The organism is Slackia sp. CM382 (genome assembly GCF_000293015.1).
GTDB classification, from domain to species: domain Bacteria; phylum Actinomycetota; class Coriobacteriia; order Coriobacteriales; family Eggerthellaceae; genus Slackia; species Slackia exigua.
Genome location: NZ_ALNO01000016.1, coordinates 77,105 through 92,651, shown reverse-complemented (window position 1 = coordinate 92,651; position 15,547 = coordinate 77,105). Strand labels below are relative to the sequence as shown.

11 protein-coding genes and 1 tRNA gene are annotated in these 15,547 nt (G+C 63.9%); all 12 read right to left on the bottom strand.

Features of this window, described 5'->3' with window-relative positions; genetic code table 11:
- Positions 1 to 2: 2 nt before the first annotated feature.
- The 12 genes from HMPREF1155_RS05675 to HMPREF1155_RS05620 all read right to left on the bottom strand — a co-directional run bounded on the left by HMPREF1155_RS05675 (position 3) and on the right by HMPREF1155_RS05620 (position 15,467).
- The gene (locus HMPREF1155_RS05675) at positions 3 to 2,915 is read right to left on the bottom strand and encodes a hypothetical protein (RefSeq protein ID WP_009078298.1); all 2,913 of its coding nucleotides are present in this window, start codon (positions 2,913 to 2,915) and stop codon (positions 3 to 5) included.
- A gap of 6 nt (positions 2,916 to 2,921) precedes the next feature.
- Positions 2,922 to 5,033, bottom strand: coding sequence for an RND family transporter (locus HMPREF1155_RS05670; protein ID WP_238319126.1), 2,112 nt, complete (start codon positions 5,031 to 5,033; stop codon positions 2,922 to 2,924).
- A 288-nt stretch (positions 5,034 to 5,321) separates the two neighbouring features.
- Positions 5,322 to 5,897, bottom strand: a complete 576-nt coding sequence (locus HMPREF1155_RS05665; protein ID WP_006361541.1) for a TetR/AcrR family transcriptional regulator — start codon at positions 5,895 to 5,897, stop codon at positions 5,322 to 5,324.
- Positions 5,898 to 5,905: 8 nt separating this feature from the next.
- Positions 5,906 to 6,376: a DUF2628 domain-containing protein gene (locus HMPREF1155_RS05660; RefSeq protein WP_081501530.1), complete on the bottom strand. Its 471-nt coding sequence runs from the start codon at positions 6,374 to 6,376 to the stop codon at positions 5,906 to 5,908.
- Position 6,377: 1 nt separating this feature from the next.
- Entirely contained in the window at positions 6,378 to 6,935 is a 558-nt protein-coding gene (locus HMPREF1155_RS05655) for a hydrogenase maturation protease (RefSeq protein ID WP_369791717.1), read from the bottom strand.
- A 163-nt stretch (positions 6,936 to 7,098) separates the two neighbouring features.
- A complete protein-coding gene (recO, locus tag HMPREF1155_RS05650) occupies positions 7,099 to 7,878 on the bottom strand; it encodes a DNA repair protein RecO (RefSeq protein WP_006361544.1) in 780 nt (259 codons plus the stop codon).
- 91 nt (positions 7,879 to 7,969) lie between these two features.
- Positions 7,970 to 8,425 (bottom strand): zinc ribbon domain-containing protein, encoded by a 456-nt coding sequence (locus HMPREF1155_RS05645; protein WP_009078596.1) that lies wholly within the window; start codon positions 8,423 to 8,425, stop codon positions 7,970 to 7,972.
- Between the two features lie 270 nt (positions 8,426 to 8,695).
- The gene (locus HMPREF1155_RS05640; RefSeq protein WP_009078518.1) at positions 8,696 to 11,359 is read right to left on the bottom strand and encodes a valine--tRNA ligase; all 2,664 of its coding nucleotides are present in this window, start codon (positions 11,357 to 11,359) and stop codon (positions 8,696 to 8,698) included.
- Positions 11,360 to 11,537: 178 nt separating this feature from the next.
- The gene (gene clpX, locus HMPREF1155_RS05635) at positions 11,538 to 12,896 is read right to left on the bottom strand and encodes an ATP-dependent Clp protease ATP-binding subunit ClpX (RefSeq protein WP_009078320.1); all 1,359 of its coding nucleotides are present in this window, start codon (positions 12,894 to 12,896) and stop codon (positions 11,538 to 11,540) included.
- 5 nt (positions 12,897 to 12,901) lie between these two features.
- Complete coding sequence (locus HMPREF1155_RS05630) at positions 12,902 to 13,528, bottom strand: ATP-dependent Clp protease proteolytic subunit (RefSeq protein WP_009078239.1); 627 nt, start codon at positions 13,526 to 13,528, stop codon at positions 12,902 to 12,904.
- Between the two features lie 147 nt (positions 13,529 to 13,675).
- Positions 13,676 to 15,289, bottom strand: coding sequence for a trigger factor (gene tig / locus HMPREF1155_RS05625; RefSeq protein WP_238319122.1), 1,614 nt, complete (start codon positions 15,287 to 15,289; stop codon positions 13,676 to 13,678).
- A 93-nt stretch (positions 15,290 to 15,382) separates the two neighbouring features.
- Positions 15,383 to 15,467 (bottom strand) — tRNA-Leu (locus HMPREF1155_RS05620).
- Positions 15,468 to 15,547: the final 80 nt, after the last annotated feature.

Genomic DNA, 15,547 nt, shown 5'->3' with positions numbered 1-15,547 from the left:
CTTTACTTCTCGTCCTTCGCTTCGATCGGGTCGGATTCATAGATGAACTTGACCGAGCCCGCATGCTCTTCGTCGATGCCGGAGAAGTTCTTGTACGACTGCCCCGCCTCGACCATCGCGTTCACGCGGTCTTTAAGATCCTTCAGGTCGCCCTTGAAGAAATCGGTGATCTTTGAGATGCCCTGTTCATCGAATTGGACCAGACCGTCGGAAAGCGTCTGCGAACCTTCGAGCGCGGAATCCAGGCCGCGCGCGAGCTCGTTCGCGCCGTCCGCCGCGTCCGAGGCGCCGGATGCGAGCTGGCGTGCGCCCGAAGAGGCGGACGTCGCAGCCGAGGACAGCCGGCCCGCGCCGTCGGAAAGCTGGGCGATGCCCGCGACGAGCGCAGGAGAGCTCGCAGCGAGCCGCTGCATGCCGCCATCGAGCGTGGCGCTGCCGCTCGAAAGCGCCTGAACGCCCGCGACCAGCTGCGGAGTCGCCTGCGCGAGCGCGCCGGTGCCGGCGGACAGCTTCGCCGCGCCGTTCATGACCGTTCCCTCGGTTGCATCGTCGCCCAGATTCGCAACGAGCCTGTCGCCGCCGCCCATCAGCTGGAACGCTCCATTGATCAACGTGTTGCCGGTATCTTTGTCGCCCAGCGCAGCCAGTGCGCCGGTAAGTCCCGCGCTCGTCTTGCCCGAAGGCGTCGTGCCGCCGTCGCGCAGCGCGACAAGACCGTCTTTCAGCGCGGAAGAGCCTGCGGACAGCTGGTTGACGCCGCCGATGAGCGTTACCGAGGACGAATCGTCCGCGGATCCGATGGATGCGGATGCGGAGCCAAGGCCGTCCGCCACCTTGCCGGCGCCGGCGGAAAGCCGACGGGCCGCGCCCGATGCGGCAGGGAGCCCGGAGTCGACGCTGGACAGGCTCGATCCAAGTGCGGAAAGCCCGCCGGACACGCCGTTCACGCCGCCCATGATCGTGCCTGAATCAGGCGTGCTCGACTCGGAGCCGATGGATGCGGTCGCACCGGATACCTGGCCGGCGACCGCGGAGATCTGCGAAAGATCGTCGTTGAGCTTGGTCGTATCGGGCGTCTTGGGCAGGGAGCCTTTGGCGGAGGCGACGTTCGAAGAAGCGGCCTGGAGCGCCGAGAGCTGCTCGGGCGTGAGGTTCGAGGTGTCCCCGCCCAGCACGGCGGAGATGTTCGCCTGCGCGTCGTTCAGCGACGCCTCGGACGCGTCGGAAGACACGGCGCCGGATAGAGCGGCCGCCTGGGCCTGCGCATCGGACGAGAGGGTCGTCAGCGCCCCGCCGGCATCCCCGAGGTTCGACGAGAGCGACGAGAGACCGTCTTTGACCTGGCCGTTCGCACCTTGCATCTGGCCGATGCCGTCCTGCGCGGCGGTGGCGGCGGAATCGAGAGAATCGGCGAGCTGCGACGCGCCGTCGCGCACCTGGACCGCGCCCGCCTGCGCGGCAGGAAGGCCGGCCGCGGGATCGTTCAGCGCGACGAGGCCGTCTTTGACCTGGCCGAGACCGGCCGTGATGGCATTCGTGCCGCCGAGAAGCGTGGTCGGGGCGCTGTCGGATTCGGATCCGATGGCGGCAACGGCATCGGCCAGGCCCGCCTGGTCCTTGGATCCGTTGCGCAGCAGATCGAGACCCTGATACAGGCGCTTGGCGCCGCTCGACAGACTGGATGCGCCGTCGCTTACCTGCGTCAACCCGCCATGAAGCTTCTCTGCTCCGTCGGCCAGGGCCTTGGTGGACTCAGGCAGCACGGCGGACTGATCCTTCATGCGGGAAAGCCCCTCACGAATCTGAGAAGTGCCGTCGGCCAGGGCGGCGGTGGATGCGGGAAGCGTCGCCGTCTGATCTTTGAGCTGGCCGGCGCCCGCATCGAGCGTGCCGGCGCCCGCATCGAGCTCGCCCAGGCCGTTCGCAAGCGTCTGCGTTCCGCTCGAGAGCGTGGACAGGCCTCCCGAGAGCGTGCCCGCGCCGGCATCGAGCCTGCCCAGGCCGTCGGTCAGGGTCTTCGATCCGTCGATGAGCTGCGACATGGCGCTGTCGAGCTGATCGAGCGAATCCTCGAGATCGTCCGCGCCGAATTCCGACACGTCGACGTCGTCGAACATATCGGCGCTCACCATCGTGAGCATATTGCCGAGCCTGAAGTCCTTGGCATCCGCCGTGATCTCGACCGACGACGGAATCTTGTAGTCGTCCTCATCGACGCCGAGCGTGTCCTGCATGCCCGGCAGCGCGAAGCCGATCACCACGGTGCGCTCGCCGTCGTTGACGATCTTGCCGTTATCGACCTCGACGTTGGTGAAGGTGTCGTTCGGCAGGATGACGCCCGTCATCGCGACGAACGGCGTGTAGATCCTCGTCTCCTTGCCGCCGATCATGCGGGTCTCGTAGCTGTCGTTCACGTAGTCGATATGGATGGTCACCTTGCCCGATGCGCCCACCAGGTCGGCAGGCTTCACGTCCTTGCCGTCGAGCTTGTAGGAGACCTTCATCTTGACCGGGGCCTCGGCCTGCGTGGTGCCCTTGTAATAGACGTCCTTGCCGCCGGCATCCCATGCCATGGACGATGCGCCGCCGGATTGCACGGCATCTCCCTCGGTGACCTCGATGTTATCGAGGTTCGACGCGTCATGGATCCGATCGAGGGCTTCGGGGTTGCGCATCCAATCGGAAACGTCGGTGTTCTTCACGGAACCTGACGCGTCGGTGAATACGTAGACGGTCTCGTTCTTCGTGATGGAGGTCTGGTCGCCTGCGTGCGTCTGCGTGGCGGACGTGCCCGACGCGCCCGTCGAGGAGCCCTGCGCAGGCGCGGCGGCGAAGGCCGGCGAGACGGACATGCCCGCAAGCGCGAACGTGGTCAGCACGTATCCGGCCGAAGCGAAGAGTCTGTTCGTTTTCATAGGTTCTTAAGCCTCCTTGAGCTTGCGGGGCGACGCGGAGAAGCCCTTGCTGGTCTTGACTATAGCTTTATCACAAATCATGAACGCTGCGGGCAGGATAACCAGAACCGAGAGCGTCGAGATGAACGCGCCGCGCGCCATGAGGCCGGTAAGCTGGCTGATCATACCGATATTCGAATAGATGGCGACCGCGATCGTCGCGCCGAAGAACGTGAGCCCGCTCGTGACGACCGCCGGGAACGAGCGTGCGAGCGCCGTCTCGATGGCGTCTACCTTCGCACGGCCGCCCGCACGTTCCTTGCGGTAGCGCGTCGTGAGTAGGATGGCGTAGTTCACGGTGGAGCCGAGCTGGATCGTCGAGATGGTGACGGGCGCGATGAAGTTCATCTCGGTGCCCGTGAAAAACGGGATGCCGAGGTTGAGCATGACCGCGAACTCGATGACGAGCACGAGCAGGAACGGGAGCGTCGCGCTGCGGAACACGACGAACAGGATGCCGAGGATGGCGACGATCGCGACCGCGTCCACGACGAGGAAGTCATGGTTCGTGACCTCGATGAGGTCCTTGGTCGCCGGTGCCTCGCCGATGAGCATGGCATCGGGGTCGTATTCCTTGATGATGTCGTTGATGGCATCGATCTGGGCGTTGACCTCGTCGGTTGAGGGCTGGTACTCGGAGTTGACGAGCATCAGCTGGTACCCGCCGTTCTTGAGGGCGTCCTTGAGATCGCCGGGGACCATCTGGTCGGGAAGCCGCCCGCCGACGAGGGAATCGTAGCCGAGCGCGTAGACGACGCCGTCGACCTCGCCGATCCGGTCGAGCATCTCCTTGGCCTCGGCATGAGGCAGGTCGGATTTCGCAAGGATCATCTCGGTCGTGGATACGTCGAAGTGCTCCTTGACCTTCTGGTCGGCGGTATGGAACGGCGTGTCCTCTTCGGAAAGCGAGCTGTCCGATCCGGTGAGGATGTTCGTGAAGTCGTAGTACATGGGTTTATTGATGAAACCGTAGAGCGCAGGGGCGAGCATGAGCAGGAACACGGCGACGAAGACCCCGAATCGCTTCGTCACGAAGGCGGCCAGGCGGTCGGCCTTCGGGATGAGCGAACGATGGTGCGTCGCCATGAGCGGCTTGTCGAACGCCAGCAGCAGCGACGGCAGGACGGTGATCGAGGCGATGAGGCCGAGGACGCACCCTTTCGCCATGACGATGCCGAGGTCGGTGCCCAGCGTATAGGACATGAAGCACATCGCGAGGAAGCCCGCGCAGGCCGTCATCGCGCTGGAGAAGATGGCCGTCAGCGTGTCGCCGATGGCTTCCCCCATCGCATAGGCGCGATCGTCGGGATAGGTCTCGCGCTTCTCCATGTAGCTGTTCCAAAGGAAGATCGAGTAATCCATCGTGACCGCGAGCTGCAGAATCGCCGCCAATGCCTTGGTGATGTAGGAGATCTCGCCGAACAGGATGTTCGACCCCAGGTTATAGAGGATGGCCATGCCGATGCTCACGAGGAAGAGCACCGGGGCGAAGAAGGAATCCACGAGCAGCAGCAAGACGACGAGCGAGACGGCGACCGCGAGGATCACGTACTTCGCCTCTTCGCGCTCGGCGATGTTCTTGAGGTCGTTGACGAAAGCCGTCATGCCCGAAACGTAGACCTGGTCGTCGGCAAGGCCCCGGATCTCCTCGACCGCGTTCATCGTATCGTCCGACGACGTGCCCGAATCGAAGAACACGGCGATCATCTGGGCATCCCCATCCTTGAAATCCTTGATGAGGTCTTCGGGAACCAGCTCGTCGGGGATGTTCGGATTATAGACGGCGCCGTACGACAGCGCGTCGGCCACGTGATCGACGCCCTTGATCTCGTCGGTCAGATCGCCGACGGCCGCATCGTCCATGCCCTCGGTGACGATGAGCGAGAAGGCCCCTTTGCCGAAATCGTCCTTCAGGATGTTCTGTCCGGTGACCGTATCCATGTCGGAGGGCAGATAGTCGAGCATATCGTAGTTGATGCGCGTGCTCATGTATCCGAAGATCGAAGGGATGAGCAGGAGCACCGAAACGATGAGAATAGGTATACGCAGCTTGACCACTGCGTGTCCGAAGGTATGCATATACGCCTCGCAGATCGCGTTCTTCCCTTGGCGGAGCGCCTCTTTCGTATCCCTCCGCACGAGGGAGACGGAAGACCATCGCCGCCAGCCGACGTGGTTATGCTACGTTCGGCATCGGATCGAAGAAATAAGCAATGGAGCTTGATTGCCTATTTTCTGGGCATTCACGCCATGTTGCCTAACTGCAGCAAAAGCGGACATTCGTGCGCAGCCATGCGGTGTTTCCTTAGACTAACATGAGTATACGCCTCTTATCAGGGAGTTCGCTCGGCAATTCTCGAGAGCGCCCTATTCCGAGGCGAAGCGGGCCGCAGAACGCTCGAGCGCCTGTCGGAACGATCCTTCGAACAGACGCGACAGCGTGGTCACGTACTGGGCGGCATCGTCTTTCATGCCGTCGCTGATCCAACGGTTCAAGAGGCCCTCGAGGACGATCGTTCCGAAGGTGACGATATCCGCGCGATCGGACGGGTCGACCGCAAGACCTTCCGCCTGGCGATCGATGTAGCGCGACACGGTGAGCGCCGCGACCTCGTCGACATAGCGCTCGAGGATCTCGTGGTGCGACGACTCGTAGATATGGAAGACGAACGCGCGGTGCTCGGACAGGAAATGCGTGCCTGCTTCGATGAACGAATCCCATGTCAGGTCATCGGCGCCGCCCGACGCCTCCATGACCTTGCGCAGCTCCGAATCGATGAGGGATTCGAGCAAGTCGTATACATCGTGATAATGGTAGTAGAAGGTATTGCGGTTGATGCCGCAGCGCTGGGCGATATCGGCGACGGTCACCTTGTCCAGAGGCTTTTCGACAAGCAGTTCGAAGAAGGCGTCCATGATGGCGCGCTCGGTGAATCGGGTCATGGGCGCTCCTACGGCACGAGCCCCGCGAGCGCAGGATTCAAGAAGAGGTTGTAGTAGGTGGCAACGATAAGCGCGACGGCGCCGACGATGACCGAAACGGCCGCCCAGATGCGCTGGCGGCGCAGATAGGCCTCCTTAGAGACGCCGAGGCTGAGAGCGCGTCGGAGCGCGAACGGCTGCGAGACGACGGCGAAGGCGGCGGTGAGCGCGGTCATGAGCACGAAGACGAGCACGCCGACGACTATCGCGAGCGGCGTGCGATGCTGCAGCGCGTTCACGAACGCCGTGTCGGCAAGGATCCACAGCGGATAGAAGACGATGGTCGCCCAGATCCCATGCGCGGGACCCCAGATGGGCGGCATGAGGAATGCAGCCACGTTGAAGCGCGGCACGCCTTCGAGAAGCTTTTCCTCGGCGGCGATCTGCTCGTCGGTCAGCCTGGCGGCACGCGTGCTTCTCTGCGTCTGCGTCATAGCCATGTCACTCCTGGATACGGCGTCCGTCCCTCGCGAAGAGGGTTCCGTCCGCACGTCGAATCTCAACATTGCGGGAAACGAGCTCGGCGAGCACGGCATCGCGCAAGATCGGCCGCGCCGCGGCGACCGGTTCGGTCAACCCTTCGCACAAAGACGAGGGACTCGCGTTTTCAACCTGCACGCCGAAACAGACGCCCTCAGCCTCGAAGCCGAGCAGGACGGCGGAGTGCAGCAAATCGACGAGGCGTAGCTCATGCAGCGACTGCATGGCGCCCGCGCGGCCGGCGATGTCTTCGGGCGCGAACTTGAGCACGGTTCCTGCCGGCTCCTCCGTGCCGTCCATGGCATCGACCGCGATGACGACGTCGAAATCCCGCACGACGTGCAGCAGGTCGAGCGACATGCAGGCTGCATCGAAGAGCGCGACATGCGCGGGAAAGCGGTAGTCGCGCACGAGCTCGTCGTAGATGAGGGGCGCGACCCCGTCATCGAGCATGAGACGGTTTCCGACGAATATGACGGCGATGGTTTCCATGGCGACGATTATAGGCAAGGGCGGCACATCCCATGCGGCGAGCGCCGCCAATCCACACGAAGGGCGCTCCGAACAGGATGCGCGGCGAGGCATGGACGCACGCAAGGCATGCGGGCCGCAGGATCGGGACGCACGACGAGACCGGATCGGAAGCGGGCGTTCGGCCGCCTCCCTTCCCTTTCGATCGGGCTTAGAACAGGCCGCAGGAGAAGACGAAGTCGAGCGCCTTCGATCGCCCTCCCAGATGGGCGCGCGTCCACGTCTGGCACAGGTGAAGCACGTCGAAGGATATGCGGCGTTCGACGTGCCGAGCCTCGATGTCGTCGAAGGTCGACATCAGCAGGAAGCGCGCCCACCCGAGGGTTTCAGCCGAAAGGCGCACCGCATCGGAGAAGCGCCCGCAGGAATCGCAGAGCACTCCCCCGTCGAAGGCCGAAAACGCGAGCAGGGAGCGCTCCTGCCGGGCCGCATCGACGTCCAGACGACGCCCGCAGGAGACGCAGGCGTCGAACGAAGGACGGAACCCCGTGAAGGAATAGACCTTGAGCAGGGCCGCAGCGCCGATGGCAAGCGCGTCGCCCGCCTCCGCGTCATCCATCGCGTCGAGCGCGGCGACGGCGCAGGCGTACGATCTCGGATTCGGAAGGTCGGGCTGGGCCGCCTTCGCGATGCACTCGATAAGCGGGGCCGCGGCCGCGGCGCGCAGCAGATCGAGCCTCACGCCCGCATGGGCATCCACGAGCCGCGCCTCCTTGACGATGTCGAGGGAACGCCCCTGAGCGAGCAGGACGTCGACGACCGAGAAGACCTCGAGACGCGAGGAGAACGGAGACGTCGGCTTGCGCGCGCCTTTCGCCACGGCCTTCACGAGACGCCCGTCATCGGCGATGAGATGCACGATGCGGTCGGTCTCGCCGAGCTTGACCTTGCGCACGACGAGCGCGCGTGCGGAATACGTCGCCTGCGGCATGATCCCCTCCTTCGTCGAAACGGCGCACGGCCCATGAAAACGGGGCCGCTTGAATGCGGCCCCGTGCAAGCTCTCGGATATGCGGCGGCGCCTAGTTCGACGCGGAGCGGGAGCGGCCATCGCCTACCGGCGTGGCGCAGTAGGGGCAGACCGTCCACGAGGGATCGAGCGCGTGTCCGCAGGTGCCGCACTGGTTCTTCAGACGCTGATGGCACTTGGGGCAGATCACGTAGTCGGCTTCCACGGGATAGCCGCAACTCGCGCATTCGCCGTACTGGAGCAGCTGCCGCTGCTTGAGCGCGACTTCGAGCTCCTGCTCGTCGCGATCGAGCTGCAGCAGAGGCGGGCGAAGCATCGAATAGGCCACGACGCCCAGAATGGGAACGAGGGCCACGACCGCCCAGATGTACCAGACGGTACCGCGCAGATAGGCATCGCGGACCACCCAGATGATGGACAAGACGTACAGCACGACCAGAAAGGCGATGGCAGCCGTCAAGGCCATCTGCATCTCAGGCGTCCAGAGCTCGGAGAGAATCTCGCTCATGTGACCTTCCTTCATGTTCTTTTTCGACAGTGGGATGAAGGCGCGGATGCACGCAGCCGCTCCCCCGACCCATGCATTGTAGCAAAAGTCGTCCGGATCTTCCGTCCCCGCGCGCGGCCTGCACGGATCGAGCGCTTGGGCCGCGTCGCGAAGGGAGGCGGCGCCGAGCCGTCCTCCTCGCACGCGACGGATGCGGACATGCACGACGGGCGCAAGCGAGGAGCGCCGCCTCGATTCCGCGACACGTCCGATGCAGCGCCTCCGGACGTCTTACGGCAGATCGGCGATCTGGGCTTCGATGAGCTCGGCTTTGGCTTTGAGCTCGGCGAGGCGGGCGCGATCCTTCTCGATGATCTCCGGAGCAGCCTTCGCGAGGAAGCCGGGATTGGAGAGCTTCTTCTCGAACTTGGCCACATCCTTCGCACAGACGGCCGCATCCTTCTCAAGCCGGGCGCGCTCGGCATCGAAATCGATGAGGCCCGAAAGCCCGCAGTAGACTTCGCACCCGCCGCCGACGACGGCCGAGCTCTCGGCCGGGCGCGAGGCGTCGGCGGAGATGGAAAGCTCGGTTACGCGCGCGAGCGACGTGATGAGCTCGGATTGCGCGATGAGCGCCCGGACGTCCTGCTCGGAAGCCTTCACGGTGACGGGCACGTCGGCCTTGGGAGAAAGCTTGTAGCGCGCCCGCGTGGAGCGGACGGCGCCCACGACCGCGCACAGAAGCGACACGGAGCGTTCGGCGTCCTCGTCGATCCACTGCGCGAAGTCGGAGGCTTCGGGCCACTGCGCCACGATCAGCGCCGGCGCATCGCCCGCATGCGGCATCTTCTCCCAGATGGCCTCGGTCACGAACGGCATGGCCGGATGCAGCAGGCGCAGCGCGTTGTCGAGCACGAACACGAGGTTGCGCTGGGCGGCCAGGCGCTCGTCGGGAGCGCCTTTGAGGCTCACGCGCGAAAGCTCGATGTACCAGTCGCAGAATTCGTTCCAGAAGAACTCGTACAGGTCATGCGCCACATCGCCGAAGCGGTATTCCTCGATGCCCGAGGTCACGGAGCGGACGAGCTTGGCCAGACGCGAGAACATCCAGGCATCGGCCGAGGTGCGGATCTCGGGAGCGCCGGGCGTGAAGCCTTCGAGGTTCATCTGGACGAAACGGCTCGCGTTCCAGATCTTGGTCACGAAGCCGCGGGCGGCCTCGGTGCGCGGGCTTTCGAAGGTGCCGTCCTCGAGCTTTTCGGCGTCGAAGCGCACATCCTGGGTGCCCGTGACGAGCGTGAGCAAGTTGAAGCGCATCGCGTCGGCGCCGTAGGTCTCGATGAGCTGCATGGGATCGACGCCGTTGCCCTTCGACTTGGACATGCGGCTGCCGTCCTTGGCAAGGATGGTGGCATAGATGAAGACGTCTTCGAAGGGGATCTCGTCCGTGAAGTACAGCGAGCTCATGATCATGCGGGCGACCCATAGCGCGATGATGTCGCGCGCCGTGACGAGCACCTTGGTCGGATGATGCCCCTGCATCAAGGACGGATCGTCAGGCCAGCCCTGCGTCGCGAACGTCCAGAGCTGGCTCGAGAACCAGGTGTCGAGCACGTCTTCGTCCTGGCGCACCTCGGCGCCGCAATGCGGGCACGCATCGACGTCTTCGAGCGAGGCGTCTTCCCAACCGCATGCGTCGCAGTAGAACACGGGGATGCGATGGCCCCACCACAGCTGGCGCGAGATGCACCAGTCCTTGAGGTTTTCCATCCAGGTCATGTAGGACTGCTTCCAGCGATCGGGATGGAACGCGATCCGGCCGTCGGCGACGACCTGCGTGGCCGGCCCCTTGAGCTTGTCCACGGCGACGAACCACTGCTCGGACAGCCATGGCTCGAGCGCTGAATCGCAGCGGTAGCAGTGCATGACGGAGTGGTTCAGATCCTCGACGCGATCGAGCAGGCCGTGCTCCTCGAACCAAGCGACGACGGCGGCGCGCGCCTCGTCCCGGTTCAAGCCCGTGAACGCTCCGTAGCCTTCCACGACGACGGCGTGCTCGTCGAAGATGTTGATCTGTTCGAGGCCGTGCGCCTGGCCCATCGCGTAGTCGTTCGGATCGTGCGCAGGCGTGACCTTGACGAACCCCGTGCCGAAGCCCGCATCGACATGCCAGTCGGAGAAAATGGGGATCTCGCGGTCCACGATAGGCAGCATGACGGTCTTGCCGACGAGCGCAGCCTTGTCTTCGTCGGAAGGAGACACCGCGATGCCCGTGTCGCCGAGCATGGTCTCGGGGCGCGTCGTGGCGACGACGATGTATTCCCGCCCATCGACGGGCTCTTTGAGCGGATAACGCAGATGCCACAGGTGCGAATCCTCGTCGCGGTATTCCGCCTCGTCGTCGGAGATGGCGGTCGTGCAGCTCGGGCACCAGTTGACGATGCGCTTGCCGCGATAGACCAATCCGTCGTGATACCAGTCCACGAACACCTTGCGCACGGCCTTGGCGTACTCGGGCGACATCGTGAACTTCTCATCGTCGAAATCGACCGAGCAACCCATGCGCTTGATCTGCTCGACGATGATGCCGCCGTATTCACGCCGCCAATCCCAACAGGCCTCGAGGAACTTCTCACGACCTATTTCAAGGCGCGAGACGCCCTCTTCCTTGAGCTTTTTGTCGACCTTGGTCTGGGTGGCGATGCCGGCATGGTCGGTGCCGAGAATCCAGCGCGTGGAATAGCCCTTCATGCGGCAGAAGCGGACGAAGGTGTCCTGGATGGTGTCGTCGAGCGCATGGCCCATATGGAGCATGCCCGTGACGTTCGGAGGCGGAATGACGACGGTGCGGTCCTCGTTGCCTTTGGAACGGCCGTAGCATGCGCCGTCCAGCCATTTCGCAAGCATGCGCTCCTCGACGCCGCGGGCGTCGTATGCCTTTGGAAGCTCTTCCATGTAAGCCGGCTCCTTGATGAATCGTGTCTCTCGCAAAACCATCGGCGGCGGGAACCCCCGCAGATTGCAAGAGGATACCGCAAAAAGCGGCGCCCCGCCCGCAGGCGCGACGCCGCTTGAGAAAAACCCCTGATACGCGCAGGCGACGCAGACGTCCGCCCGAACGGGATCGGCGCTTTTACGCCTCTTCGGCAGAAAGGCCGTCGTCCGAGGCGACGGATACGACCTCGGGCGTCGTCGTACCCTCGATGTCGGTCGCGTCGACCGTGACCGCGGTCGCCCCCTCGTGTTCGGGAAGATCGAACATGATGTCCTGCAGGACGCGCTCGCAGATCGAGCGCAGCCCACGGGCGCCGGTGGAGCGCTCCTTCGCCTCATGCGCGATCGCACGCAGGGCATCGGGCGTGAACGTCAGCTTCGAATCCTCGAAGTCGAACATGCGCACGTACTGTTTGACCAGCGCGTTCTTCGGTTCGGTCAGAATGCGCACCAGATCGTCTTCGGTCAGCTCGTCAAGAGAGCACACCACGGGGATGCGCCCGACGAATTCGGGGATCATGCCGAACTTGTTGAGATCTTCGGGCAGCACCTGGGCCAGAAGCTCGGCCTCTTCGTGCTTCTTGCTTTCGGGCAGATCGCTCGTGAACCCGATGCCCGTCTTGCCGACGCGCTGGCCGATGATGTCGGCAAGCCCGACGAACGCGCCTCCGAGGATGAAGAGGATGTTCGTCGTGTCGAGATGGATGAGCTCCTGCTGCGGATGCTTGCGCCCGCCCTGGGGCGGCACGGAGGCTTCGGTCCCCTCGACGATTTTGAGAAGCGCCTGCTGGACTCCCTCGCCCGACACATCGCGCGTGATGGAGAGGTTCTCGGCCTTGCGGGCGATCTTGTCGATCTCGTCGATGTAGACGATGCCGATCTCGGCGCGCTCGATATCGAAGTCGGCGGCCGTGATGAGCTTGAGCAGGATGTTCTCGACATCCTCGCCGACATAGCCGGCTTCGGTGAGCGTCGTGGCGTCGGCGATCGCGAAGGGGACGCGCAGCGCGCGGGCCAGCGTCTGGGCGAGAAGCGTCTTGCCCGAACCCGTGGGACCGAGCAGAAGCACATTGCTCTTGGCGAGTTCCACATCGTCGGCATCGACGTCCTGGCCGAGGCTGATGCGCTTGTAGTGGTTGTACACCGCGACGGACAGCGCCCGTTTGGCGGCATCCTGCCCGACCACGTGCTGGGAGAGCAGGTCGTAGAGCTCGCGCGGCTTAGGCAGCGTGCCGAGGACCTCGGCGGCGCTCGGCGCGTCGTCGTCTGCGGCGGGCCGGGCGTCCATCGCGAGCCTCTGCGGCGGCATCGTGCCCGACGCGTCCATGTAGCCGTGGCTTGCAAGGACGTCCGAACAGAGCGAGACGCATTCGTCGCAGATGAAAATCCCGTCGGGACCCTGCACGAGACCGCCTACCTGGTCTGCGGTCTTGCCGCAGAACGTGCAGCGGACGTCTTCGGGGCCGGTCGTGTCTGTACGCCTATCCTTCATCGACATGCCCTTTACGCGTTCGCGCCCGCCGCGGCGCGGGAGGTGATGATGTCGTCGACCAGGCCGTAGGCCTTCGCCTCCTCGGCGGTCAGCCAGTGATCGCGCTCGGAGTCGGCATGGATCTGCTCGACGGTCTTGCCCGTGTGCGTGGCGAGCAGGCCTTCGAGGCGATCGCGCGTCTTGCGCATCTCGTTGGCGAGGATGTCGAAATCGGTCTGCTGGGTGCGCTCGCCCGAGCCGCCCATCGGCTGATGGATCATGATCTGGGAATTCGGAGTGACGAAGCGCTTGCCGGGAGCGCCGGCCGCCGTGAGGACGGAGGCCATGGAAGCCGCCATGCCGAGGCAGACGGTCGAGACGTCGCAACGGATGAACTGCATGGCATCGTAGATGGCCAAGCCCGCCGAAACGCTTCCTCCCGGAGAGTTGATGTACAGCGAGATATCCTTCTCGGGATCGGAGCTCTCCAGGTGGAGCAGCTGGGCGACGACGATGTTCGCGACGCCGTCGTCGATGGCGTCGCCGAGGAAGACGATACGGTCGTTAAGCAGGCGGGAGTAGATGTCGTAGGACCTTTCCCCCCGAGGCGACTGCTCGATGACGTACGGAATGGTGTACGCGCCGATGTGTGCGCTCATGCGAATCGCGGTCCTTTCTATGTCTGTGATATCGATCGTGCATCTGCGTGCAAGGGACGATGATACAGCTCTGGCCCGCTTCCGTTGGAAACGAGCCAGCAACGACAGGCCATCTCCTTGAGCGGACAGGGAGACGGCCATAGGTTCTTATTCGGCGGCAGGCGCTTCGGCCTCGTCCTTCTTGGCCGCGGTCTTCTTGGCGGCAGGCTTCTTGGCAGGAGCCTTTGCGGCGGCCGCAGGCTTCTTGGCGGCAGAGGCTTTCTTGGCAGGGGCCTTCTTGGCGGCAGGCTTCTTCTCCTCGGCCGCATCGGCAGGCGCCTCGTCCTTCTTGGCGGATGACGCCCCGATCTTCTTGGAAGCGGTCTTCCTGGTCGTCGTCGTCTTCTTCTTGGCGGCAGGCTTCTTCTCTTCCTTGGGAGCAGCAGGATCGGCCGCAGGAGCGGAAGGCTCCTCGACCTCGGTCACCTTCGCGCCGTTCACGATTTCCTCGAGCGCCTTGCCGCGCAGGATGCCCTCGCGCACGATGTGCAGGCGTCCGTGCTTCTTGAAGTCGGCGTACATGGCCTCGAAGTCTTCCTGGCCGCTGTTCTTGAATTCGTCGCGCACCTCGTCGTCGGTGACGGAGATGCCGGCGTGGCGGGCATAGGCGTCGAGCGCGAGGTTCTGCACGACCGTGTCCTTGGCCTGCTTCTTGACGTCCTCGCGGAAGGCGTCGACGGTCAGCCCGTTGTTGGCCAGGTACTGATCGAAGGTGACGCCGTTGCGCTGCAGGCTGTCCCAGAAGGTGCGGTACAGATCGTCGGTGGCTTCGGCGATCATGCCCTCGGGAGCTTCGCCCTCAAGGCGGCCGCCGAGCTCGAAGAGCGCATTGGTTTCGAGAATACGGGGAATGACCTGAGATTTCTGCTTATCGATTTCGGTCTTGAGCGCCCCGCGCAGCTCGGGGACGTCGGACATGCCGAAGTGCCCGCTGACCCACTCGTCGGTGACCTCGGGGACGACCTTGGTCTTCACGCAGTCGACGTCGACCTCGAAGGTCGCCTGCTTGGCGTTCTTCTCGATCAGGCGGCTCATCATGCAGGGGTTCTCGGCCACTTCGAGGGTGAGGGAGACATGGTCGCCCTTCTTCTTGCCGATCAGGGCGTCGTCGAGCGCCTTGGGATACAGGCCGCGGCCGAGCTCGTAGAGACGCTTCTCGGCGGCGAGCGTCGTGAGCTCTTCGCCAGCCTCGTTCATGACCTTCATGGTCATGTCCAGGCTGCCGCCCTCTTCGATGGCGGCGTCGTCGGCGGCGTCCTCGTAGTCGTAGTAACCCTGGCGAAGGGCCTCGAGCTGGTCGTCGATCTCCTTCTCGGTGGCTTCCTTGAAGGGAATCTCGATGGAAACCGGATCGTAGCTGGACAGCTCGAAGACAGGCTTGACGGAAAGCGTCATGTCATAGGTGAAATCCTGGCCTTCGACGACGAATTCTGAGACCTCGCCGAACGAAGGCTCGCCGAAGTAGCAGAGGTCGGCCTCGTCGATGGCGATCGGATAGGTTTCGTTCAGGAGGTCGTTGGTCACTTCGTTGCGGACGGCTTCGCGGCCGAGGTTCGCATCGATGACCGGACGCGGCACGTGACCCTTGCGAAAGCCGGGGAACCGGTACTGGTTCCCGAAATCCTTGTACTTCTTGGCGATGCGGCGCTTGATGTCGTCTGCGTCGATGGTGACCGTAAGCTTGGTCTCGCCGGACTCAAGCACCTCAACCTTAGTGTTCACTGATTCCTCCATCTGGGTCTTCCGTTCGTGGACGCCGAAAGGGGCGTCCGGGGCCATGCTCGGCCGCGATCCATGCCGCCGACGCGGGACATGTGGTGCGGGCGAAAGGACTTGAACCTTCACGGGTTGCCCCACCAGAACCTAAATCTGGCGCGTCTGCCGATTCCGCCACGCCCGCATTCATGCGCACGACGACCTGAACATGCGATTGACCATGATAGCAAAACTTGCGCGGAGCCATGGCAGGACACAGAAAAC